This window comes from Curtobacterium sp. PhB146, from assembly GCF_004342995.1.
Lineage (GTDB): Bacteria > Actinomycetota > Actinomycetes > Actinomycetales > Microbacteriaceae > Curtobacterium.
Genome location: NZ_SMBN01000010.1, coordinates 25679 through 47863, shown reverse-complemented (window position 1 = coordinate 47863; position 22185 = coordinate 25679). Strand labels below are relative to the sequence as shown.

Genomic DNA, 22185 nt, shown 5'->3' with positions numbered 1-22185 from the left:
GCTGCTGTGTGCGCGCCGAACACACCCTGGTGCAGGGTGGAGAACCAGCAATGTGCGGCTGGTGAGCGCTCCGGGTGTTTCCCGGTCTGTGCAAGCTATTCGGCGCCCTCCGACGAGGAGATTGGAACCCCGTACCCCGTTACCGCATCGTAATATTTGTTGTGGGAAATGTAACCTGTTCGAGGGTCGTGTATTTTGTCGGAGCCCGTCTCGATTGAGGATCGCTCACCGGTCGGGCTGGAACCGCACCTGATCGTGCCGTTCGGCGGCATACCTGTGGGCGGGGTAGCGCAGGCTGTCGAAGAACATGTTCGTGTGCGCGACGATCTGCTCGCCGGTGATGAGGACGCGGTCGTGCTCGGCGTCCGTCGTCGTGTGCGCGTCGGACACCAGCGTGACGTCGAACCCACGCGCGGCCGCTGCTTGCGTGGTCGTTCGGATGCAGTAGTCGCTTTGGGCGCCGGCAACGACGAGGTGTTGAACACCCAAGGAGTGCAAGACGTCGGCGAGGTCGGTGTCTGCGAAGGAGTCGCGGTACTGCTTCCGGACGAGCGGCTCGTTCACCCTTCTTTCGAGCGGTGCCGCAAGTGCCCACTCGTTGGTGCCCTCTGCGAAGCTGCCGTGGTCCTGCACCCACACCACAGGCACGCCTGTCGATCGCGCGCGCTCAATGAGATGCGCGGTGCGATGGAGCACGCCGTCGGCGTCGAAGCAACCCTGGACGACGCCACGCTGAAGGTCGATGACGAGAAGCGCAGCTGTAGCGGGCATACCCAATCCTCTCAACCAACGCGTCGGGCGGCCGATCGGCTGACGAGACGCGACCACGACACGGAACGGTGCATGGTGATGACACCCACCGAAGCTGCTCAGAACGTCCCGCTCTGGAGCGTCGGCTATATCCCGAATCACTTGAAGAGGTTCAGGTGAACGGAAATTCAGGTGTTGCCAGGTGATTGCAAGGAATGGTTTTTGATCACCGATAGCGTCCTTCGCGGCAGCTCGGGGGAGAGGGGCTTCCTCCGCGCCTTCGGGAGGAAACATGCTGAACAAGAACAGATCCAAGCTTCGCCTGCTGGCAAGCGCTGGCGCACTCATCGCGGTGACTGCGGGGATCGTCGTGCCGGTCTCATCGGCGACTGCGGCGACCGCTGGCAGCGTCATCCTGAATTCGTGGGAGGACTACAAGGGCCGCAACGTCTTTGTCCGCGAGGGTGCGTACAGCGCTACGACAGCGAAGGGCTTCGGGATGAAGAAGATCCGCACGAAGCACAACATCAAGCTGATCAACTCGCTGAAGTTCGCCACGAACAACCCCAACGGCGGAACGGCGAAGGGGCAGAAGCGGCAGTACGACGCTTGGGCAAACAAGATCGAGTGTGTCAACGGCAAGAACTGTAAGTACACCGACAGCCGTCCGTTCCACGTCGTTATGGACTACCGCAAGGTCGGCGTGTACTACGGCGTCGACCTGCACCAGACCACTCTCGGGATCGCCACGGCGTACTGCACGAACGAGGACAAGGCGCACGATTGCCCGAGCTGGGTGGACACAGCCTTCCAGACTCCGACGGACCGGATCGGCAGCAAGCGTGCCGCCGTGCAGTCCGACGCCGACGTAAGCGAGGATTCCGTCACGCTCAGCTACGAGCCGCTCGGCCCGGTCACTGAGCCGTCGACCGGTGAGTCCGGACTCGACGCCGACGACTGAGCGTGCTTGCATCATGACCATGGACTACGCGACCGCAGACGACCGGCGCGCATATACGGAAACGTTCATCGCCCAGCTTCAGCACCTTTTCCAGACCGACACGGACTGGAACACGGGCATGGAGTGGGTCGGCGCCCGCGCCCTCACTGATGATGTTGCCGTCGTGCTCTACCGGGATCGGCCGAACGGCCCGGTCCTTGGCCGCCGCTACGACCTAGCGCAAGAACGCGCACTGTTCACCGACAACAGCGCGAAATCGTTGGCAGCTGAGGCATGGACGGGGGACTTCGTAGACCCGTCGGGCCCCGGCGAACTCCGTGCTGTGGATTGGGCTGACGGTCTCTGCGACACCCCGGGCGACGTGCGTTGGGTCGGAGTGGCTTTATAGCGCTGGCTTGCTGGCAGGCGTGGACGCAACGCGAAGCTGCGTTCACGCCTGCTCTGCTTTGAGCGACGGCTGTTGCGATGCGCGAGCTTCGCCAGCTGTACTCCGAGCTGGCTCGCTGTGCCGTCCGGGTTGCAGGAAGAGATGCTCGCACGTCGCCCGTCCCGGTAGACGATCGGCTATCGGTCGGCGGTGAACGGCGACCAGGCGAGCGACGGGAAGGCCGCTCGTAGTTGACTGATCGACGCGTCCGAGTCTGACACATAGGGGAACGGCTCGTAGCTAGCAAACCCTGCGTCGACCATGTCGTGTTGCGACAGCCGCACCGCTGACTCATCGAATGGACCGGCCGTGAAGATCACGTCTTCGCTACCGACCCGCCGAAACAATGCGACGACTCGCTCGAATGTCACGGAGTAGAGCCGCTTGTGCCGGTCGCGGTCTGACACGACCCAGATCATCGCCGGCCCAGCGTCCGACGCGGGGTAGAAGTCGAACACGAATGAATGGATGAAGATCGTGACTAGCTCTCTCACCGCCAACTGAGTTTGCTGCTTCGAGGCCATGTCATAGTGCTCCCAAAAGGACCACCTGTCGTAGATCTTGGGCACCCGTCCAGTGAGCGGGTGCACGCCGCAAGAAACACGCTCCGCGGGCAGGTTCGAGGACGTCTTCGCTGCTTCGATCAGACGCCGGATCGCGAACATCCCGTTCAACAAGTCGCGCTCGACAAGGAACGACGTTCGTTCGATCCATCGGGTCGAGTGCGCACGCTTCTCGAGTTCCGTCGCGGCCTTCCAGAGATGCTCACGCCACGGCACAGAGTCCGAAATCATGCGCGTAGTCTCTCAGACGGCCGGTGCCGTGGAGTCCCTCGAGGCGTATCCAATAGCCGATCGACTACCGGACGTCTTGCAGGACGCCGCTTTCTTCGGCGGCCGACAGACCCGAGCGACGTGGCCGGTCCAACCCCCGAAATCGTTCATCCTCGAGGACGTCAGCCACTGTCGATTCAAGCGGTCGAACACGTCCAGTCATCTGCTGGAAGATCCGCGCAGATCGCTGGGCCATGGCTGCGTCAGATAGCGGCAACCACAGCGGCAGCGATCGGGGTCCCGCCCAGTACCGGACGTCGTGCGCAAGCAGCACCTCGTCCTCGACCTCCTCGAATGCGCCATCGAAGTGGGTGACAGCCGAGACTCGTTCAAAGAACGTACTCATGGGCATGACATCCCCAACGGCATTGGCGACTCCGACGTAACCGTCCCGCGCTGCCCGGCTGAGCCAGGCAGAGAGATCAGCGACGTCGATCACTTGAACGAATCGACCGGCCGTTGTCGGAATGAGCGCTGGACCGCGCCTGCTCAATCGTGCCGGCCAGTACCCGAATCGGTCGCTTGGATCGCCGGGGCCGACGATGAGGCCAGGTCGGGCAATGAGCAGTCGGGCGCCCAGCCGGGCCGTGCTGCTGCGCTCGGCCGCGACGTTCGCGTCCGCGTACTCCGCGAGGTTCGTCGGTTCCACCAGCGTTGCTGACTCGTCCGCTCCTGGCTCATCGTTACGGGCGTACACAGAGACCGTCGACACAAGCGTCCAATGCGCTGCAGTGTCAGCAAGTTCTGCGAGGGCTGGTTCAACGAGCTCCGGCTCGCTGGACAGTTCGATCACCTCATCCCACTCGCCCCGGATCGACTCGTGTGCGTCGGCTGCAAGCCGATCCGCGCGCACGAACCGTGCGCCCTCCGGCACCGCTCCGGACTCGCCTCGCGCAAGACACGTGACCTCGACTCCCGCCGCGACGAGATCGCGCACAATCGCTCGCCCCAGCCACCCTGTCCCACCCAATACCAGTGCTCGCATGCCCTCAGCCAACCGTCCCGACGGCGCCGCCGGACGCACATCCGCTCAGAGCGCACGCGCTTGGTCGCGGTAACAGATCCCCTCGAGCCCTCCCTCTCGGTTACGCGCCTCGGCTTGACCGTCCCTAACCGATCGGCGATCGAGACGCCGTTGAGAGCGACGTGCTGAGCCGGGAGGGCCGCAGTTGGGGTCCTCCCGGCTCGAATCAGAGCGTCCGGGCGTAGTCGACGGTCGGGTACGGAATGAAGCCGAGGGATTCGTAGAGGGCTCGTGCCGGCGCGTGGAACTCGTCGCCACCGGTCCCAATGTGCGCCACGGCGACGCCAAGCGCTTCGAGGCTGGTCAGTGCAGATGAGCAGAGCGCTCGCGCGACTCCGCGCCGTCGAGCGTCAGGGTGAACGGCAACCATCTCCAGCCGTCCAGACGACTTGCCCGTGGTGTTCCAGCCGACGTAGCCGAGCGGCTTGCCGTGTTCTTCCGCCAGTGTGATGAAGCGGCCCTCATCGGGAGCGAGCAGTGACGGGATCTCGCGGCGGTAGTCGTCTTCCCAGTGCCCGTGGTCGTGCGCGGTCACTTCGGGTCGCAGTTGCACGAGCGAGCCGGCAAGGAGTGGCCGGAAGACCTGAATCGTCAAGTCGGTCAGCGCGGGCAGGTCGAGCGGTGTGCAGTCGCGGATGCGCATGGTTGTGCTTCTCTCGTGAGCAGTCTGAAGGCTCCACGCCCGGGGTCGGGGTGGAGGAGAGCGACGGCCAGGGCCGTCCCTTCAGTTACGCGTGCGCCAGCTCGCGAAGCAATCCATGCGACCACGGTATCCAGCGGGACTCAGCCGGGGAAGAGGTGCGTCCTCGTGGGCACGGCTACTCATCCTTTTGCGGTAACAGCACGCGGTAGCTTCTGAGCATGCCTGCCTCTGAGTACGTCCGATCGCTGCGCGCGCGGATCGGGAGCGGTTACCTCCTGCTTCCGGGCGTGACCGCGGTCATCCGAGATGACGATCGGTTGCTCCTGGCGCGGCAGCGCGACTCCGGACGATGGAGCCTGATCGGAGGCGGTATCGAACCCGGCGAAGACCCAAGTACCGCCCTGCTCCGCGAAGTTCGAGAAGAACTCGGTGTGGACATCGACATCATCCGGATCATCGGAGCCTATGGCGGCGCCACCCTCGAGTACGTCTACCCCAACGGCGACCAAGTTGGGTACGTGACAGTGGTGTACCTCTGCTCACTGCGTACGTCGTCGTTCGTGCTCGACGAGCACGAGGTGCTAGAGACCCGGTGGGCGACTCTCGCCGAGCTCACCGAACTCGATCATCACGAGTGGATCGACCAGGTGCTGACCGACGCCGCCCGGTAGCGGATCGGCTACCGGATTTCTCCTTCCGCCCCTGAATTGAAAGTTTGCCCCATCCACTTCTGCGGGCGGGGGCAAGACCTTGCCCCGGGTGGATCCGCGAGTGCCCGGCGCTCCGCAGTTCATGCGGTGCGTGCTGCCCCGGCGGTCGAGCGTCAGCGGAACCGGTTCACGAGCGCGGCGACGATCGGGACACGTGTCAGCAACACGATGATCGCGTAGCCGATGACTCCACCGAGGGTGTTCCAGATGAAGTCGTTGACGTCAGCGACGTGACCACCGGAGAACAGCTTCTGCGCGGCGAGTTGCAGGAGCTCGATCGTCAGGCTGACGGCCGCGGAGGTGAGCAGCGCCTTCCACCACCGCGGACGCCGCATGAGGAGCTGCAGGAGGACGCCCAGTGGCACGAACACCGCCACGTTGGTGAGCGCGTCCGCGAGCTCGTAGTCGTGGAACGGGATCAGCGCCAGTGCCGGTGCCCACGGCTCGTCGCTCGAGGTCGGGTAAAGGAAGATTGGGAAGACCGTGTTCGCGAGGATCCCCGCGGCGTAGACGGCGATCGCGGCGGCGACGGCAACACGCGGCCACGTGAAGCGCCGTCCCCTGAGCAGGAGCGCCAGCTGGACGACGAACACGACGACACCGAAGGGAACGGCAACCGGCAGGACGGGGACTTCGCCGAACGGGTTGGAAGACATCCGGAGAAGCCTAGTGACGCTGAGCTGCTGCGGAGGACCAACGAGCGTCGACCGCCGCAGGTGCTCGCGTTCCGCGATCCGTCAGGACGCACGCGACCGCACGGCGGACGCGTGATCGGGGCTCTGCAGCGCAACCCCTGACGGACGGGAGGCCCGGTGCCAGCTGGCACCGTCCCTCCCGGCACGGCCGTCACCCCGCTGGCGCGGTGCGCCGGTACCGGCGGGTGGGGCCCACCTCCCTCCCTTTCGCTTCTGGTTCCGTCAAGTACTGCACTCGATGAGTTGTTCATGTTGCAGGTGGAATCGACGTCCGCATCTCTGTGCGACGCGCTCACTGTGGGTGACGATCACGAACGTGGTTCCTGCTTGCTGCAGCTGGTCGAAGAGGGCGAGCACGTCGTCTTCGGTCGTCTCGTCCAGTGCGCCGGTGGGCTCATCGGCGAGAACGACGGCTGGGCGCTTCGCGATGGCTCGGGCGATCGCGACGCGCTGCGCTTCTCCTCCTGAGAGTCGTCGTGGGCGCCTGCCGGCGAGGTGACTGATGCCGACCGCCTCCAGGGCGTCACGCGCTCGGCCCGCCGAGTCCGCACGAGCAGGGACTCCGAGCCGGACGTTGTCGAGCACGCTGCGGTCGCCGAGCAGGCTGTGGTCCTGGGTGACGATGCCGATGTGTCGGAGCCGGTAGGCCGCCATCCTGGACGCGGTGCGCTCAAGGATGTGCCCATCATGGACGTAGGTCCCCTCGAAGTCGGTGTCGAGGCCGGCGAGGACCCGGAGCAGCGTGCTCTTGCCCGATCCGCTGCGTCCCGTGATGGCTACGGAGCGATCGTCTTCGCGAAGGTCGAAGTGCAGTCGGTCGAACAGCGTTCTGGTCGATCCGTCGGGCTCGGTGACCGTCTTCGAGACGTCGCGCAGTGTGATCATCGTGGGGCACCTCTTCTGCGTCCGGTGGTCAGTTCGATGCGGACGGCACGTCGGCCGAGTGCCCCGTCCGCCACGCACCAGAGCAGGAGGGCGGTACCGGCGCCGAATCGAGCCGTCGCACTGTCGTTGGGGAGCACCGCGCTCGTCGCGAGGAACAGCCCGAACGCGGCGATGTACTCGGTGAGGCGGCTTGGGCGGAACAGTCGGCTCGTGTGGTCCGGGCTCTTCCCGAGGAGATGGTGCACGTGCGCGACCGGCGCTCGACGGTGGTGCAGGAGTCGGTTGAGGAACACCGTGATGAGGCCCACGCCCGCGGTGAGGACGACGAGCAGCGCGGTGACGAGCAACAGGTTGTCCTGGATGAGCTGGCGGACGAGGGAGAGCTGCACGAGGTAGGTCGGTACTCCGAGCAACGTGTACGACCTGAAGCCGGTCTCGTCTCCGATCCCGTCGAGTCGTGCGACCACTCCACCGAAATCGAGGCTGCGATCGACGGCGAGGTCGGCGTTCAGTACCTGGAACACCAGGCGTCCGAACAGCTCGGGATCCAACCGGTCGAGTGCTGCTCGGTCGAGTCCGGCGAGTGTCGGCGGGTAGGGCACGATCACGGTGTCATCGAGGTAGTGGTTGGCCTCACCGCGGAAGTACATGGCGCTGTCCGGTTCGAGGAAACCGACGACTTCGAGCTCCTGCGCCTGCAGGATGACCGCTCCGGTGAGGTGTTGCCCGAGCTCGTACACGCCGCGGTACTCGTTGCCGAGCAGCACGGGGATCCGGCCGGAAGCCCAGTCGACGGCGTCCCAATCGATCGGCTTGCCGTCCTGCACGGAGAGCCCCGCGAACTCGAACGCGGTCTCGTTGAGCTGGATGGACTTGATGTCCTGAACACTCCGCCCCGATTCGTCCTGGTACTTCCCGTTGAGCGTGTACTCGGTCCCGTAGCCGACGTCGAAGCGATCGTCGCCGCGGAAGTCCTGGACGGTGACGGGTTGGTCGTACGAGGAGATGAACCTGAATCCGGGCTCGTCATCGATGCGGTCGACGAACGAGGCGACTGCGTCGAGTGCGCGCTCGTCTCGCCGAATCGCTTCGAAAGCCTCCGGGTCGAGATCGTCGATCACCGTGTAGAGGTCGGCATCGGCAACAGTGGACAGGCCCTGGGTCACGGCCTGCGACGTGGACTGGGTGAACGACGCCACGTTGTACCAGCAGAGTGCGAGCAGCACGATCAGGACGATCTTGGCGACGATGATCGTCCAGTTGGACCGAAGGTCGTTCAGCAGTTCCATCGACGGCTTCCCTGCCAGAACGAAGCGACGGACACGGCAAACACGACGCTTCCGACCGCGATGACTGCGGTGGTGACGTCGAGGTCGAGGGTGGTGGTTTGCCTGACGACCGCCGCGCCCGCGAGGGCGGTCGTACAGGCGGCGGTGCCGATCAGAGCGACTCTGGCGGCCGCGCTGCGAAGGGTGTTCAGCGGTCGGAACCCGGTGGTGAAGCGGACGGCGGCGGTGCGGAGTTCCCATCGTCCAGCCTGAAGACCTGCGACCACGGCGATGAGCATGATGACGAGCGCGCCGAGCGCGACCAGGACCGGTGACACGGCGTCGACGTTCGTCCTGCGGTTCGTGCCGTCGTCGATGATCTCAACGACTCGTACACACGGATGCTCGCGAGCGACGTCCGGTACCGGTTCGTCCTCGACGCCAGCACGATCTGACGCCCAGTCGGCCGTTCGCACCCGGGTCGGTGATCTGGACGAGTCCCCAGCGGGGAGTCGTTGCGCCAGGCGTGTTCGCATCCCCGGGCCGTAGTGTGGCGGCACGCGGTCTTCGACTGCTGGAGCAGGGCACGACCGGCCACTTCTGATCACAGCATCTGGAGTGACCCCGTGGGCGCCGACCGCGAACGACGACTGTTGCAGACGATCATCGCGCTGGTCGGCAGCGCCACCAGCTCAGAGGACCTCACCGGGCGCCTGCAGCACCTGGTGGACGAGTCGGCGGCGTTGTTCGACGTCCACGCTGCCGGGCTGATGCTGTTCGGCTCGGATCACCGGTTGCAGATCACCGCCTCGGTGGGGCACCACAGCGGACTGCTCGAGCTCCTGCAGCTCGAAGTCGGCGACGGGCCCTGTCTCGAGGCAGCGCGGACGGGGAGCGTGGTCTCGATCCCCGACGTCCGAGTGGCCGAGCCGCGATGGCCGCACTTCTGCCGGGCCGCGGCTGACGCCGGGTACACAGCCGTCCACTCGATCCCGCTGCGGCTCCGGACCACCGTCATCGGATCGCTCAACCTGTTCGGCGAGTCCGCCGGCGCGTTCGACGAGGACGACCTCATCGCTGCGCGGGCACTGGCCGACATCGCAGCGGTCTCGCTCATGCAGCAGCGCACCATCGACGACGCGGTGACGACGCAGGGGCAACTGCAAGCAGCACTCGACAGCCGTACCGTCATCGAGCAGGCGAAGGGGTGGATCGCGAACCGGAACGGGGTGGACACCGCGACCGCGTTCTCCCTGCTGCGCGACCACGCGCGGCGGAACCAGCTCCCGCTCGCCGAGGTCGCCCTCGCCGTCCTCGCCGGACGGGCCACCCTCGGCTAGTCCCCGCCCCCTCGCAACGCTGCGCCGGTACGTGTTCCAGACGGACAGGAGGCCCGATGCCAGCTGACACCGTCCCTCCCGTCACGGCCGTCGCCCCGCTGGCGCGGTGCGCCGCTCAGCCAGACTCAGCCACGCGCCCGGCGTCGCCGCTTTCGCTCGTTTCCGCTTCGGTCACCCGGAGCGCCGTCCTGTGGATCACGACGTGGCTGCGGTCGAAGCGGCCACGGCCACGGACGTTTCCGGCACCGCCCCACCCCAGCCGTTGAATCCGCCGAACACGACCCGCACCGGGACGGCCTGGGCCCGGTCGGTCACGTACCGGTACACGCCGCCGGGGCGTCCGAGCCACAGCACACGCGCCGGCGTCGCGGTCGTCGCCACTGTCCGGAGCTCGACCAAGTACTGCCCGGAGGGAATCTGGAACTGTGCCGTCTGCTCGCTGTCGAGCAGCGTCGAGAACCGGGTCGAGAACGACGCACCGGTCGTCGCGTTCGTCACCGTGACGCGCGCGCCACTGAGCAGCGGCGACGGGGTGCGGGACGCCGTGTCGGCGTAGACGACCAGGTCGTAGTCGCTGTGTGCGTAGTGCCTCGACAACGTCACCTGCGACGCTGGGAGGGTCCCGCGCTGCTGGTACACCCGGGTCTTCCAGACGGCGGGCGACGCCGTGCCGCTGGCGTAGGCCTCGATGCGGTACTTCCCGGTGCTCAACCCGACGAACCGGTACTGGCCCGCGCTGTCCGAGGTCGTCCGGAACACCTGCGAGGTGTCTTCGTTCCAGGCGTACATCAACCGTCCAGCAGCGGGACCCGAGGGGCCGACCACCCCGCCCTCCACGGTGGCGCCGATCACGAGCGGCACGGTGACCGCGACCGTCGTGCCGCCGCGGACCACGATGGCCGAGCGGAGTCCGGGGGCGTAGGTCTGCGTTCCGCGCGGCGGGAGTTGCCGTGTGGTGACCGTCACGGTGTCCGGGGCGGGGATGCCGGTGAACGTCGCGGTGCCGTCGGCATCGGTGGTGGCGGTCCCGACGACGGCGTCGATGCCGATCGCAGCGATTTCGACGTCCGCCAACCTGATCGGGGTGCCGTCCGGCGTCGCGAGCTGCACAGCGATCGTCCCCGACCCGGCCGCGGCCGCTGGCGGCGCCAGGCCGACCATCGCTGCTGCGGCAAGCGCCACGACCAGTGTCGTTCCCGTCATCAGTCGCATCGCGTTCCCCGCCCACCGGTCTTACCTTGCGGGGGACTGTACGCGTCGTGCGAGTGGTGGGGAAGGACGGCGTCCCGGTTGCGCACCAGGAACGTCGGCGTTCAGTACCTCGTTTCCGCGGCTTCTTGCACAGTGCGGTGCGCGCTCCGGAGCGTCGCGTGCACTACTGTCCTCGGCAGAGGGAAAAAATCCCGCGCTGCTCCGGCAGGCGGGACCGCACACGCGTCTCACGGGAGTCGCCACTTCTTCATCGAAGGAGTGTGCCCGTGTCCGACCCCATCGCCCGCCCGCCGTTCGACCCCGAACTCGCGACCTTCCTGACGGCGCTCGAGGCCCGTGGTCCGTTCACCATCACCGCAGAGATGCTGCCCCGTATGCGACAGCTCGACGTGCCCGAGGACGTCCTCGACGAGCGCCTGCGGTCCCGCGGGTACCAGCGGCGGAACGTCACGGTTCCGGGGTACCTCGGTGAGCCCATCGACCTCGCGATCATCGACCGCGTCGAGCGCACCGGTGCGGCCGGTGCGACCGCGGCCGTCTACTCGATTCACGGCGGGGGCATGATGTTCGGCCACCACCTCGGGAACCTCGACTCGTTCGACGACTGGCTGCTCGACCACGACGTGGTCCTCGTCAGCGTCGACTACCGCCTCGCACCCGAGTACCCCGATCCGTACCCGGTGGAGGACTGCTACGCCGGTCTCGTCTGGGTGGCGGCGCACGCCGACGAGCTCGGCATCGACCCGGCGCGGATCGTCATCGCGGGGCAGAGCGCGGGCGGCGGACTCGCGGTGGGGACGGCCCTGCTCGCCCGTGACCGGCAGGGTCCCGACCTGATGGCGCAGATCCTCGTGTCACCCATGCTCGACGACCGTGACGAGACGGTCTCGACCCAGCAGATCGACGGCGTCGGGGTCGCCGACCGCCAGATGAACCGCTTCGCGTGGGACGCGTACCTCGGCCCACGCCGTGCCACCCCTGACGTCTCCGAGTACGCCGCTCCGGCTCGTGCCGCAGACCTGTCGGCGCTGCCGCGCACCTACATCGACTGCGGCAGTGCTGAGGTCTTCCGCGACGAGGACGTCGCCTTCGCGAGCCGCCTCTGGGCAGCGGGGGTCGACGCGGAGCTCCACGTCTGGCCCGGTGCCTTCCACGGGTTCACGAGCATGGTGCCCGACGCCGCGATCTCGAGGACCGCGACCGCGGCCCTGGCGGACTGGACCCGACGGCTGCTCGGCGATCCTTCCCGGGACGACAGAGGCCGACACCTCCGGATGTGCCTCGACCGTGTCAGCGGCTGACGGTGACGCGTTCGACGGAGGTTCCGCCACCACCGTCGGCCTCGATGGACGCGGCATCGCGGAGTGGGAGGCCGTCGTCGGTGATGATCGTCGACAACTCGTCGAGTCCGAGGACCCGGTACCGGCCGAACGTGCCGTACTTCGAGCTCGTCGCGACGAGCACGGTGGAACCGGCCGCGCGCGCCGCCGCCTTCTTCGGCTCGACCTTCGACTCGGACGGGATGGTGATCCCGCGACGGAGGTCCCACGAGCTGGTGCTCAGGAACGCGACGTCGATCGAGAGCTCTGCGAGCACGATCGAGGGGAGCCGTCCGACGGTGGACTGGTTCTGCTTGTCGAGGCGTCCGCCGACGACGATGACCTCGATCGTGGGGTGGTCGAGGTACGACGACGCGATGACGAGGTCGTTCGTCACGACGGTCAGGTCGTGCAGGTGGTCGAGGTAGGGCCGCATCGCCTGGATGGTCGTCCCGGCGTCGAGGTAGACCGTCATGGACTCGTGGACGAGCTGCGCGGCCCTGGCAGCGATCGCGTCCTTCTCGCGGACCTCGGTCGTGGACTTCTCGATCCGTGGCGGCTCGCTCGCGACCCGTGCGACGCTCTTCGCGCCGCCCTGGGTCGCGATCACCCGGCCCTGTTCCTCGAGTTCGGCGATGTCCCGCCGGATGGTCATGTGGCTGACCCCGAGGAGACCGGCGAGCTGGCGGTAGCTCAGGACGGAGTCCTGCCGCAGGTGGCGCACGATCAGGTCGCGCCGCTGCTCGGGGATGAGCGGCGGTTCGGACGTCTGCGGCTCGCTCACACGGTCACTGTAGCGATCGTCGGGTCCACGGCGTGCCGTACCGGTCGGCGAGCTCGATCGCGTCGTCCTCGGACAACAGTCGTCGGTCGTGTCCCGCGGTCAGGACACTGATGCGGCACGCCTCTTCGAGCTCGATGGCGGCTTCGAGGGCGTCGGCCGTGTTCGTCCCGCTGACGACCTGGCCGTGGTTGGCGAGCAGGACGGCCCTGGAGGGTGTCGGCTCGTCGCGGATGAGCGCGCCGATCTCCGGGTGGCCGGGAGTCCGGTAGGGGATGAGTGGCGTCTGCCCCACACGCATGACGAAGTACGGGGTGATCGGTGGGATCGCGCTCGTCGCGGACCACGGCGCGAGGCAGGACGCAGCGACGGAGAACGGCGAGTGCACGTGCACGCATGCGCCGTGCGTCGGGTTCCGGGCGTACATGGCGAGGTGCATGGCGACCTCCTTCGACGGCCGCGGCCCGTGCACGTGGGTGCCGTCGAGGGTGAGCTCGGCGATGCCGTCGGGGCGGAGGTCGCTCAGGTCGGTGCCGGTACCGGTCATCGCGACCCGTCCGTCGCGGAGGACGCTGATGTTGCCGGTGCTGCCGGGGCTCAGGCCGGCCGCCGCGAGGCGCTTGCCGGTGTCGGCCAGGGCAACGGTGACGTCGGCGAGCCAGTGGTCGGTGGTGTTCACGCGAGGGCCTCCCATGCGGTGACGAACATGTCCGGCGACCCGAAGTTCCCGGACTTCAGTGCGATGGCGATGCGGCGTCCCGATGCGGTCACCCCTTCTGCCCAGCACACACCGGGGGCGATCGGTGCACCGATGACGAGCCGCTGGATCCCGAGCCGCGAGACCACCGCGCCGGACGTCTCCCCGCCGGCGACGATGCACTGTGCGAAGCCGTCGGCGATCGCACGGTCGACGATCTCGGAGAGTGTGTGCTCGACCCGGGTCGAGCTGTCGGCGTCCGCGGAGACGTCGGACGGAACGCCGACGCTGTAGACGACGGGTGCGCTGTCCGCGGGTTGCGCTCGGAGCCAGGCCACGGCCTCCTGGACGACCGCTGGTGCATCGACGGCGAGCCGGGCGACGTCGAGCTGGTGCGTGGGGGAGCCGGCCGCGACGGCGGATGCGATCTGCTCGCGGGTGCGCGCAGACGCGCTGCCGCAGACGACGAGGCGGCGGCCGACGGGCGCGGTGAAGGCGGCGGTGGCGTCCGCACTGCCCGGTGCGACGCCGAGGGCGAGCCCGGAGCCGCCGGACCGGAGGACGTCTCCCTCGGTGGCCGCGGCGATCGTGACGAGGTCGTCGTCGTCGACCGCGTCGACGACGACGTACGGATCTGCGGACGCGTCGAGTGCTGTCCGGACTGCCTCCGGCCCGGCCTGCACCGTCGTGAGACGGACCTCGCCGACGGTGTGCCGGGTCTGCGGGCGGAGGATGTCGGCCACGCGTGACTTCGTCATCGGGGTGAGCGGGTGGTGCCGCATCGAGGAGTGCTCGAGCAGGTCGGACCAGACGAAGAGGTGTCCTTGGAAGGTGGTGCGGCCGTTGTCGGGGAACGCGGGGACGACGACGCAGCGTGCAGCACCGGTGCGTTCGACGAGTGCGTCGAGGACCGGTCCGATGTTGCCGCGATCGGTCGAGTCGAACGTGGAACAGTACTTGAGGAAGAACCTCGTGTGGCCGGCTGCCGCGAGACGGTCGTGCGCGGCGAGCGATTGGGCGACGGCGACGTCGATCGGCGCCGTCCGGCTCTTCAGCGCCACGACGGAGACGTCCGTTCCGGGGTCTGCGCGCGCGTCGGGTGCCGTGAGGACCTCGGTCCGGTAGCCCCGGGCGGCGTACGCGGTCGCGATGTCGGTCGCTCCGGTGAAGTCGTCGGCGATGACGCCCATCGTGGCCATGTCGTTCCCTCCTGACGATGCCCGCCGCTCTCCGGCGCGCGTCCTCCAATGAGAATACACGTGAATCCGTGTGAAAGAAGTTGAACAACTGTGACAAGCGGTGTTACGGTGGCGATCGCCCGGTGGTCACCTGACCCGGTCATCGGGCACCTGATCAACGAGGAGACGAGGAACGATGGCGATCCAGCAGCCCAGTAGCACGCAGACCCGAGTCGCGCTGACCGGCGCGCGCGGAGGCTACGGACGGACCCTCCTGGCACAGCTGCGGAACGTGGCCGACATGACGCCGACGGTCCTCGTCGACCCGGACGGGGCAGGGGTCGAGTCGATGCTCGCCGACCTCGGCATCAGCGACGCCACCGTCGTACCGGACCTGGCGGGGATCGACTGGAGCGCGATCGACGTGCTCGTCGAGGCCACCGGCCGGGTCGCCGCCGGCGTCGCGTACGCCGAAGCCGCCATCGCGCACGGCGTGCACGTCGTCATGGTGAGCAAGGAGGTCGAGACCGTCGCCGGCGTCACGCTCGCCGCCACGGCCGCCGCGGCCGGCGTCCGCTACCTGCCCGGCGACGGGGACCAGCCGGCCAACCTCATCCGCCTCGTCACCTGGATCGAACGTGTCGGGCTCGACATCGTCGCGCTCGGCAAGTCGGGGGAGTACGACCTCGTGTTCGACCCGACCGCCGGCACCGTGACCCAGGTCGACGAGACCATCCCCGCGCCGGGCATGGCCGACCTGCTCGCCCTCGGGGACGACCTGCACGCCACACTCGCCGCGCGCGCCGACCTGGTCGCTCCGCTCAAGCGCCGTGCCGCGGCCGACCACTGCGAGATGACCGTCGTCGCCCAGTACACCGGGTACACCGCCGACCGCGAGGACCTGCATTACCCCGTCGTCCGCACCGCCGAGCTCGCCGACGTGTACGCGGCCCGTGCCGACGGCGGGATCATCGACCGTCCGGGCAGTCTCGACGTCTTCTCGATGCTCCGCCTGCCCGACGAGGCGAGCTTCGGCGGAGGTGTCTTCGTCGTCGTCCGCACCGGCGACCCGGAGACCTGGAGACTGCTCGCCGGCAAGGGGCACGTCGTGAGCCGGGACGGCCGCTACGCCTGCGTGTTCTGGCCGTACCACCTGATGGGCGTCGAGACGCCGCTCACCATCGCAGCCGCAGCCTCGGGCACCGCGACCATCCCGGCGCCGCGCCAGAGCTCCGTGCTGGCCGGCCGGACCGCCGAGCCACTGACGGCCGGCGCGGCCTTCCAGGTGGCTGGGCACCACCACGAGGTCGCGGGCATCGACCCCGTCCTGCTGTCCGATGACGACGCGCCCGCGGGGACCGCGCCGTTCTACCTGCTCGGCGGTGCACGGCTCGTCCGCGACGTGCCCGCCGGTCACCTGCTGACGTTCGACGACCTCACCGGGATCGACGAGATCGGGCAGCGCATGTTCGAGGAAGCCCGTGCGGCAGGTTCGCGAGCTGCGCTGTGAGCGCACCGGAACTCCACCTCGTCTTCGCCGCCGTCGCGATCGTCCTGCTCGTCATCGGCATCGCGAAGTTCAAGCTCAACCCGTTCCTCGCGCTCCTCATCGGTGCGCTGCTGCTCGGGTTCGCGAGCGGACTCGGCGTCGAGAACACCGTCGGCACGTTCGAGCAGGGATTCGGCGACACGCTCTCCGACACCGCTCCGGTGATCGGACTCGGGTCGCTCCTCGGCGCGATCCTCACCAGCACGGGTGGGGCGAACCGGATCGCGGACGCCTTCATCGGCAACCGCAAGGTCGCGCTCATCCCGATCTCGATCGCCGTCGCTGCGCTCGTCATCGGCCTGCCGAACATCTTCGACGTCAGCTTCGTCATGCTCGTGCCGCTTGCCTACGCCCTCGCACGCCGTTCCGGCACACACCTGTTGTTCGTCGGGATGCCCCTCGCCGCCGGCCTGTACACCGCACACGGCCTGCTCCCACCGCACCCCTCACCCACCGCCGCGGTCGCCGCCTACGACGCGAGCTTCGGACTGACCCTGGCACTCGGCTTGGTCGTCGCGATACCGACGGTCATCCTCTGCGGGCCAGTGCTCACCCGGGTCGCCTCGCGCTGGTTCGGACCGGCACCCGACCTCGATGCCGGTCCCGCTGCCGGGTCCCGTGAGCTGACGGAACTGCGCCCGCCGCTGTGGCTCGCCCTCGGCGTCGTGCTTCTCCCGCCGCTGCTGCTCGTGATCGGCGCGTTCGGCGTCGACGCCACGGCCGACGGCACCGTCTTGCACACCGTGTTGACGTTCTGCGACGACCCGGTCGTCGCGCTGCTCCTGGCCGTGGTCGTCGCGATGATCGGCCTCGGCCGGACTTCCGGATCGTCGATCGCGACGATGGGGAGCGTCGCCGGTTCGGGACTCAAGACAGTCGGACCGGTGCTGCTCATCATCGGAGCCGGCGGTGGACTCGCAGCGATGCTCGCCGAGACGGGCGTGAGCAAGGTCATCGTCGAGTACGCGCAGGGATGGCACGTGCCGGCACTCATCCTGGCCTGGGTGATCGCTGCCCTGCTGCGCATCGCGCTCGGGTCGGCGACCGTGGCCACCGTGACGGCAGCCGGGATCATCGCTCCGCTCGCTGCGGCCGACCCGTCGATCTCGCCTGAGCTGCTCGTGCTCGCCACGGCGTCGGGCTCGGTGATGCTCTCGCACGTCAACGACTCCGGGTTCTGGCTGTTCAAGGAGTACTTCCAGCTGTCCGTCAAGCAGACGTTCCGCACGTGGACGCTCATGCTCTCCCTCCAGTCGGTGATCGGCCTGGTCGGCGTGCTGCTGCTCTCCCTCGTCGTCTGACCCGACGCAGCCTGCGCTGCACCCGACGCGGCGCTCGCCGCCCCCGACGCGGCGCTCGCCGCACCCACCCCGTGCAAAGGAGCATCATGACCGCGTCCACCCGCCTCGAGCCGGACAGCGATCCCAGCGTCGCCCGCCCGACCAGGATCCGCTGGGCGATCGTCGTCCTGCTGTTCGTCTTCTACACGATCAACAGCGTCGACCGCAGCGCGCTCAGCGTGGCCCTGCCCTTCATCGGGGACGACTTCCACATCTCCGGCACCGTGCAGGGGATCATCCTCAGCTCGTTCTTCTGGTCGTACTGCCTGCTCCAGATCCCCGGCGGTCTGACGGTCGACAAGTTCGGGCCGCGCACCGTGATCGGCATCGCCTCCGTCATCTGGGGTTCGTTCATGGCCCTCGCCGGGTTCGCCGCGAACGCCGTGATGCTCGTGCTCTCCCGCATCGGCCTCGGCGCGTTCGAGGCGCCGTTCATGCCGGCGGCATCGTCGCTCGTGTCGAAGTGGATGCCGCCGCGCAAGCGAGCAAGCGGCGTCACGTTGATCGATTCCGGTGCTCCGCTCGGCGCCGCGGTCGGCGGGTTGGTCGTGGCATGGCTGATCGGTACGACCGGTTCGTGGCGCGTCTCGTTCGTCATCATCGGCGTGTGCACGGTGCTGTTCGGCATCGGCGCGTGGTTGTACCTGCGGAACCGTCCCTCCGAGCACCGGTCGGTGAACGCCGCCGAGGTCGCCCTCATCGAACAGGCCGAAGACGAGCAGTCCGACCGCCCCGGGGTCAGCCGCGCGAACGTCGTCGCGATGGTGGTCGGACGTCTGGCGTGGGCGATGGTGTTCTGGGGCCTGGTCACGTGGGGGCCGAGCTACCTCTCCGCCGCCCGTGGACTCGACCTCTCCGCGCTCGGGTTCGCGACGTTCCTGATCTTCTCCTGCGGCGCGGTGGGCGAGATCCTGAGCGGCTTCCTCGCTGACCGTCTGCAGCGCCGGTTCCGCCGGAACGTGGCGTTCAAGATGCTGTTCGGCGGCTCGGGCGCACTCAGCCTGGTGGCGCTCGTCGCCCTGCCGTTCGTCACCGACACCGCCGTCGCCGTCGCGTTGCTGTGCATCGGCGTGTTCTTCAACCTGTTCGGCGGGCTCTACTGGACCATCCCGTCGATGCTCGCGAAGCCGAGCAACGTCGGCATCGTCGGCGGCGTGATGAACTTCGCCGGTACCGCCGCCGGCATCATCGTCCCGATCGCGGCCGGGGTGCTCCTCGACCTCACCGGCGGGTACACGGCAGTCCTCGTGTTCCTCGCGATGGCGGCAGCCGTCTACCTGGTCGGTTCGCTCTCGATCAACTTCACCGGCACCACGCGGACGGAGCCCGCTCGTGCCTGAGGCCGGGTACCGCGGCCCGGTCATCGACGCGCACCACCACCTGTGGCAGCTCGCCGACGACCGGTACCCGTGGCTGCGGCCCGGCGTCCTCGTCCCGCACCGCTACGGCGACTACTCGGCGATCAAGCACGACTACACCGCCGCCGACCTGCTCCGCGACACCGCTGGTCAGGGGGTCGTCGCGACCGTCTCGATGGAGGCCGAGTGGGACCCGGCCGACCCCGTCGGCGAGACCCGGTCCCTGGAACGGGTCGCCGCGACCACCGGCGTGCCCGGCGCGATGGCCGCGCAGGCGCGGCTGGACGCCGACGACGTCGCCGAGGTGCTCGCCGCACAGGCGTCGCACCCGTCCGTCCGCAGCATCCGGCACAAGCCAGGAGGCCCGGCTCGGCTCGAGCAGGTCGGGTCCGGTCGGACGCGCATGAGCGACCAGACCTGGCGCGCCGGCTACGCGCTGCTCGCCGACCACGGACTCCACTTCGAACTGCAGACTCCGTGGTGGAACCTCCACGAAGCGGCCGAGCTCGCCGTCGACCACCCCGAGACGCTGATCGTCGTGAACCACGCCGGCGTGCTCCTCGACCACGGCGCACGGACCATGCGTGGGTGGCGTGCAGCGCTCGCCGAGCTCGCGGACCTGCCGAACGTCGTCGTGAAGGCATCCGGACTGTGCACCGAGGCCGACGGCTGGGACCAGTTCGTCAACCGCGAAGTCGTCCTGACACTCGTCGGCCTCTACGGCGCCGAGCGGGTGATGTTCGGCAGCAACTTCCCCGTGGACGGCATGTTCACCACCTACGCGGCGATGCTCGACGGTTTCCGGGACATCCTCGCCGACCTCCCGGCGGCCGGGCAGCGCGCCGTGTTCCACGACACCGCTGCCCGTGTCTACCGACCTACCCGCATCCACCAGCCCGCCAGCGCTTCGTAGGGAGCACCGACCATGACCATCGCCAACGGCCACCGTCCGAGGATCCTCGACGCCCACCACCACTTCTGGGACCTGCAGAGCGAGGGGCACTGGCCCTGGATCCAGACGGATGTCAACGCCGACTTCTTCCTCGGCGACTACGCCGCGATGCGCCACACCTTCATGCCCGATGACTACCTCCACGCGACCGCGGGATGGGACGTCATCGGCACGGTGCACTGCGAGGCCGAACGCTCCCGCACCGAGCAGGTCGAGGAATCGGCATGGCTCACCGCGCTCCACGAAACGGACCCGCGGTTCCCGATGGCGGCCGTCGGACACGTGTTCTTCACCCAGCCAGACCTCGACGACGTGCTCGCGGGGCACGCGGAACACCCCCTGGTCCGCGGCGTCCGGTCGAAGCCCGTGACCTCCGCGCACCCGGGTTCGACCGTGCGCGGGGTCCCCGGGTCCATGCAGGACCCAGCCTGGATCGCCGGTCTGCACCGACTGGCGGCGTACGACTTCAGCTGGGACCTCCGCGTGCCGTACCACCACCTCGCGGAAGCGGCCGACGTCGTCCAGGACATCCCGGACACCACCGTCGTGATCAACCACTGCGGCCTGCCCCTGGACCGCAGCGACGACGGACTCGCGATCTGGCGCCACGGCATGGAACGACTCGCCGCCCTGCCGAACACGGTCGTCAAGGTCTCCGAGCTCGGCCTGCCCGGGAACCGCTGGGACCGTCCGAGCAACGAAGCGGTGGTCCGCGAGACCCTCGCGGTCTTCGGTCACGACCGGTCGATGTTCGCCTCGAACCTGCCCGTCGCGACGCTCACGGCGCCCGACTTCGACGAGGTGATGGACACGATCCTCACCGGGGCCGCCGGGTCCACCCCGGACCAGCTCGACGCCCTCTTCCACGGCACCGCCGCTCGCGTCTACCGCATCCCGCTCGCCGACACCGTCGGCTGATCCGACACCGAACGAAGGAACCCGATGACCACCGTCAACGACGACGCACTCTTCCGGAAGGTGTCGACCCGCGTGCTCCCGCTCGCGATGATCGGCTTCTTCCTGTCCTACCTCGACCGCGTGAACATCGGATTCGCGCAGGAACAACTGAGCACCGACCTCGGCTTCTCCTACGCCGTCTACGGACTCGGCGCCGGCCTGTTCTTCGTCGGGTACTTCATCTTCGAGATCCCGTCCAACCTGATCCTCGCCAAGGTCGGTGCGCGGAAGTGGATCGCCCGGATCATGATCACGTGGGGCCTCATCTCCGGGTGCATGTTCCTCGTCGACTCCGAGACCACGTTCTACGTGCTGCGGTTCCTGCTCGGTGTCGCCGAGGCCGGCTTCATCCCCGGCGTGCTCTTCTACATGTCCCAGTGGTTCCCCGCCAGCCGTCGCGGCCGAGCATGGGGCATCTTCTACATCGCCCTCGCCGCCTCGGGGGTCGTCGGCGGGCCGGTGTCCGGCTTCATCCTCGACGGCATGCGCGACGTCGCGGGTCTCGACGGATGGCAGTGGCTCTTCATCATCGAGGCGATCCCGACGATCGTGTTGGGCTTCGTCGTCCTCCGGTACCTGCAGGAGGACCACCGCACCGTGCGCTGGTTGACCGAACCCGAACGCAGCCGGCTGGGCGCGCTCCTCGACGCCGAAGCCCCACCCGCCGGACACACGAAGCTCCGGGAGGTCTTCCGGAGCCCGATGATCTGGATGCTCACCGGCATCTACTTCTCGTACAACTTCGCGCTCTACGGCATCAGCTTCTGGCTGCCGAACCTCATCCGTGACCTCGGGATCGACGGCGACGTCACGGTCGGTCTCGTGTCGGCACTCCCGAGCCTCGCCGCGATCGTGTCCATGGTGATCTTCGGCCGCAGCTCCGACCGACACGGCGAACGGAAGAAGCACATCGCAGCGGCCTTCGCGCTCAGCGCCGTCGGGTTCGTCATCTGCATCCTCGCCGGCGACCAGGCGGTGCTCGGGATCATCGGACTGATGCTCGCCAACGCCGGCGCCCTCTCGATCCCAGCCGTCTTCTGGAGCTTCCAGACGTCGATGCTCAGTGGCACCGCGCTCGCCGGTGGCATCGCGCTCATCAACTCCACGGGGAACCTGGCGGGGTTCGCGGCGCCGTACGCCATCGGCGCGGCGAAGGACGCCACGGACTCGGCGACGATCGCGCTGTGGATCACCGCGGGGTTCATGGTGCTCGGCGGTGTCCTGACGTTGACGGTGCGGACCGCGCGTGCACATGCCGCAGTGCCTGGCCGGGTCGAGACCCCCGACCTCACCTCGTAGCGAGCTG

23 protein-coding genes are annotated in these 22185 nt (G+C 68.1%); 11 read left to right on the top strand and 12 right to left on the bottom strand.

Annotated elements, in window-relative coordinates; translation table 11 throughout:
* Positions 1–225 precede the first annotated feature (225 nt).
* Positions 226–771, bottom strand: coding sequence for a cysteine hydrolase family protein (locus EDF33_RS19430; RefSeq protein ID WP_132100930.1), 546 nt, complete (start codon positions 769–771; stop codon positions 226–228).
* A gap of 271 nt (positions 772–1042) precedes the next feature.
* Here EDF33_RS19430 and EDF33_RS19425 point away from each other — a divergent pair, with 271 nt between their 5' ends.
* Together EDF33_RS19425 and EDF33_RS19420 are read left to right on the top strand one after the other, a co-directional pair.
* Positions 1043–1711: a hypothetical protein gene (locus tag EDF33_RS19425; protein ID WP_132100929.1), complete on the top strand. Its 669-nt coding sequence runs from the start codon at positions 1043–1045 to the stop codon at positions 1709–1711.
* A 13-nt stretch (positions 1712–1724) separates the two neighbouring features.
* Positions 1725–2099, top strand: coding sequence for a hypothetical protein (locus tag EDF33_RS19420; protein WP_132100928.1), 375 nt, complete (start codon positions 1725–1727; stop codon positions 2097–2099).
* Positions 2100–2275: 176 nt separating this feature from the next.
* Here EDF33_RS19420 and EDF33_RS19415 read toward each other — a convergent pair whose 3' ends face one another.
* The 3 genes from EDF33_RS19415 to EDF33_RS19405 all read right to left on the bottom strand — a co-directional run bounded on the left by EDF33_RS19415 (position 2276) and on the right by EDF33_RS19405 (position 4638).
* Positions 2276–2932, bottom strand: coding sequence for a hypothetical protein (locus EDF33_RS19415; protein WP_132100927.1), 657 nt, complete (start codon positions 2930–2932; stop codon positions 2276–2278).
* Positions 2933–2996: 64 nt separating this feature from the next.
* Positions 2997–3956 (bottom strand): NAD-dependent epimerase/dehydratase family protein, encoded by a 960-nt coding sequence (locus tag EDF33_RS19410; protein ID WP_132100926.1) that lies wholly within the window; start codon positions 3954–3956, stop codon positions 2997–2999.
* 205 nt (positions 3957–4161) lie between these two features.
* Complete coding sequence (locus EDF33_RS19405; protein WP_132100925.1) at positions 4162–4638, bottom strand: GNAT family N-acetyltransferase; 477 nt, start codon at positions 4636–4638, stop codon at positions 4162–4164.
* 287 nt (positions 4639–4925) lie between these two features.
* Here EDF33_RS19405 and EDF33_RS19400 point away from each other — a divergent pair, with 287 nt between their 5' ends.
* On the top strand, positions 4926–5309 hold the full coding sequence (locus EDF33_RS19400) for an NUDIX domain-containing protein (RefSeq protein ID WP_243692513.1): 384 nt from the start codon (positions 4926–4928) through the stop codon (positions 5307–5309).
* Positions 5310–5461: 152 nt separating this feature from the next.
* On the opposite strand, the gene EDF33_RS19395 is transcribed toward EDF33_RS19400, so the two are convergent.
* The 4 genes from EDF33_RS19395 to EDF33_RS19380 all read right to left on the bottom strand — a co-directional run bounded on the left by EDF33_RS19395 (position 5462) and on the right by EDF33_RS19380 (position 8672).
* Positions 5462–6004, bottom strand: a complete 543-nt coding sequence (locus tag EDF33_RS19395) for a VanZ family protein (RefSeq protein ID WP_131881810.1) — start codon at positions 6002–6004, stop codon at positions 5462–5464.
* Positions 6005–6265: 261 nt separating this feature from the next.
* On the bottom strand, positions 6266–6928 hold the full coding sequence (locus EDF33_RS19390; RefSeq protein ID WP_132100923.1) for an ATP-binding cassette domain-containing protein: 663 nt from the start codon (positions 6926–6928) through the stop codon (positions 6266–6268).
* On the bottom strand, positions 6925–8217 hold the full coding sequence (locus tag EDF33_RS19385) for a hypothetical protein (RefSeq protein ID WP_132100922.1): 1293 nt from the start codon (positions 8215–8217) through the stop codon (positions 6925–6927). The genes EDF33_RS19390 and EDF33_RS19385 overlap by 4 nt, the downstream gene beginning before the upstream one ends.
* Positions 8205–8672, bottom strand: coding sequence for a hypothetical protein (locus EDF33_RS19380; protein WP_132100921.1), 468 nt, complete (start codon positions 8670–8672; stop codon positions 8205–8207). Before EDF33_RS19380 ends, EDF33_RS19385 begins: the two co-directional genes overlap by 13 nt.
* Positions 8673–8822: 150 nt before the next feature.
* Between EDF33_RS19380 and EDF33_RS19375 the strand changes: the two genes are divergently transcribed.
* Complete coding sequence (locus EDF33_RS19375) at positions 8823–9536, top strand: GAF and ANTAR domain-containing protein (protein WP_165918888.1); 714 nt, start codon at positions 8823–8825, stop codon at positions 9534–9536.
* 195 nt (positions 9537–9731) lie between these two features.
* On the opposite strand, the gene EDF33_RS19370 is transcribed toward EDF33_RS19375, so the two are convergent.
* A complete protein-coding gene (locus EDF33_RS19370; RefSeq protein WP_132100919.1) occupies positions 9732–10739 on the bottom strand; it encodes a carboxypeptidase-like regulatory domain-containing protein in 1008 nt (335 codons plus the stop codon).
* 275 nt (positions 10740–11014) lie between these two features.
* Here EDF33_RS19370 and EDF33_RS19365 point away from each other — a divergent pair, with 275 nt between their 5' ends.
* Positions 11015–12049, top strand: coding sequence for an alpha/beta hydrolase (locus tag EDF33_RS19365; RefSeq protein ID WP_132100918.1), 1035 nt, complete (start codon positions 11015–11017; stop codon positions 12047–12049).
* Here EDF33_RS19365 and EDF33_RS19360 read toward each other — a convergent pair.
* The 3 genes from EDF33_RS19360 to otnK are packed head-to-tail and all read right to left on the bottom strand — an operon-like array spanning position 12039 to position 14744.
* A complete protein-coding gene (locus EDF33_RS19360) occupies positions 12039–12851 on the bottom strand; it encodes a DeoR/GlpR family DNA-binding transcription regulator (protein WP_132100917.1) in 813 nt (270 codons plus the stop codon). The genes EDF33_RS19365 and EDF33_RS19360 overlap by 11 nt on opposite strands.
* 4 nt (positions 12852–12855) lie before the next feature.
* Complete coding sequence (locus EDF33_RS19355; protein ID WP_243692512.1) at positions 12856–13527, bottom strand: class II aldolase/adducin family protein; 672 nt, start codon at positions 13525–13527, stop codon at positions 12856–12858.
* Positions 13524–14744: a 3-oxo-tetronate kinase gene (gene otnK / locus EDF33_RS19350; protein ID WP_132100915.1), complete on the bottom strand. Its 1221-nt coding sequence runs from the start codon at positions 14742–14744 to the stop codon at positions 13524–13526. Before otnK ends, EDF33_RS19355 begins: the two co-directional genes overlap by 4 nt.
* Positions 14745–14919: 175 nt before the next feature.
* Between otnK and EDF33_RS19345 the strand changes: the two genes are divergently transcribed.
* The 6 genes from EDF33_RS19345 (at position 14920) to EDF33_RS19320 (ending at position 22178) form a co-directional block, all read left to right on the top strand.
* Positions 14920–16233, top strand: a complete 1314-nt coding sequence (locus EDF33_RS19345; RefSeq protein ID WP_132100914.1) for a homoserine dehydrogenase — start codon at positions 14920–14922, stop codon at positions 16231–16233.
* Complete coding sequence (locus tag EDF33_RS19340) at positions 16230–17573, top strand: gluconate:H+ symporter (RefSeq protein ID WP_132100913.1); 1344 nt, start codon at positions 16230–16232, stop codon at positions 17571–17573. The genes EDF33_RS19345 and EDF33_RS19340 overlap by 4 nt, the downstream gene beginning before the upstream one ends.
* A gap of 86 nt (positions 17574–17659) precedes the next feature.
* The gene (locus EDF33_RS19335) at positions 17660–18952 is read left to right on the top strand and encodes an MFS transporter (RefSeq protein WP_132100912.1); all 1293 of its coding nucleotides are present in this window, start codon (positions 17660–17662) and stop codon (positions 18950–18952) included.
* Positions 18945–19883: an amidohydrolase family protein gene (locus tag EDF33_RS19330; RefSeq protein WP_132100911.1), complete on the top strand. Its 939-nt coding sequence runs from the start codon at positions 18945–18947 to the stop codon at positions 19881–19883. The genes EDF33_RS19335 and EDF33_RS19330 overlap by 8 nt, the downstream gene beginning before the upstream one ends.
* A gap of 12 nt (positions 19884–19895) precedes the next feature.
* A complete protein-coding gene (locus tag EDF33_RS19325; protein ID WP_132100910.1) occupies positions 19896–20840 on the top strand; it encodes an amidohydrolase family protein in 945 nt (314 codons plus the stop codon).
* Positions 20841–20864: 24 nt separating this feature from the next.
* Positions 20865–22178, top strand: coding sequence for an MFS transporter (locus EDF33_RS19320; protein ID WP_132100909.1), 1314 nt, complete (start codon positions 20865–20867; stop codon positions 22176–22178).
* The last annotated feature ends 7 nt before the right edge of the window (positions 22179–22185 follow it).

Coding starts and splice junctions, on each gene's coding strand:
- EDF33_RS19430 (WP_132100930.1), bottom strand. CDS start 771: ATGCCCGCTACAGCTGCGCTTCTCGTCATCGACCTTCAGCGTGGCGTC.
- EDF33_RS19425 (WP_132100929.1), top strand. CDS start 1,043: ATGCTGAACAAGAACAGATCCAAGCTTCGCCTGCTGGCAAGCGCTGGC.
- EDF33_RS19420 (WP_132100928.1), top strand. CDS start 1,725: ATGACCATGGACTACGCGACCGCAGACGACCGGCGCGCATATACGGAA.
- EDF33_RS19415 (WP_132100927.1), bottom strand. CDS start 2,932: ATGATTTCGGACTCTGTGCCGTGGCGTGAGCATCTCTGGAAGGCCGCG.
- EDF33_RS19410 (WP_132100926.1), bottom strand. CDS start 3,956: ATGCGAGCACTGGTATTGGGTGGGACAGGGTGGCTGGGGCGAGCGATT.
- EDF33_RS19405 (WP_132100925.1), bottom strand. CDS start 4,638: ATGCGCATCCGCGACTGCACACCGCTCGACCTGCCCGCGCTGACCGAC.
- EDF33_RS19395 (WP_131881810.1), bottom strand. CDS start 6,004: ATGTCTTCCAACCCGTTCGGCGAAGTCCCCGTCCTGCCGGTTGCCGTT.
- EDF33_RS19390 (WP_132100923.1), bottom strand. CDS start 6,928: ATGATCACACTGCGCGACGTCTCGAAGACGGTCACCGAGCCCGACGGA.
- EDF33_RS19385 (WP_132100922.1), bottom strand. CDS start 8,217: ATGGAACTGCTGAACGACCTTCGGTCCAACTGGACGATCATCGTCGCC.
- EDF33_RS19370 (WP_132100919.1), bottom strand. CDS start 10,739: ATGACGGGAACGACACTGGTCGTGGCGCTTGCCGCAGCAGCGATGGTC.
- otnK (WP_132100915.1), bottom strand. CDS start 14,744: ATGGCCACGATGGGCGTCATCGCCGACGACTTCACCGGAGCGACCGAC.
- EDF33_RS19345 (WP_132100914.1), top strand. CDS start 14,920: ATGGCGATCCAGCAGCCCAGTAGCACGCAGACCCGAGTCGCGCTGACC.
- EDF33_RS19335 (WP_132100912.1), top strand. CDS start 17,660: ATGACCGCGTCCACCCGCCTCGAGCCGGACAGCGATCCCAGCGTCGCC.
- EDF33_RS19325 (WP_132100910.1), top strand. CDS start 19,896: ATGACCATCGCCAACGGCCACCGTCCGAGGATCCTCGACGCCCACCAC.
- EDF33_RS19320 (WP_132100909.1), top strand. CDS start 20,865: ATGACCACCGTCAACGACGACGCACTCTTCCGGAAGGTGTCGACCCGC.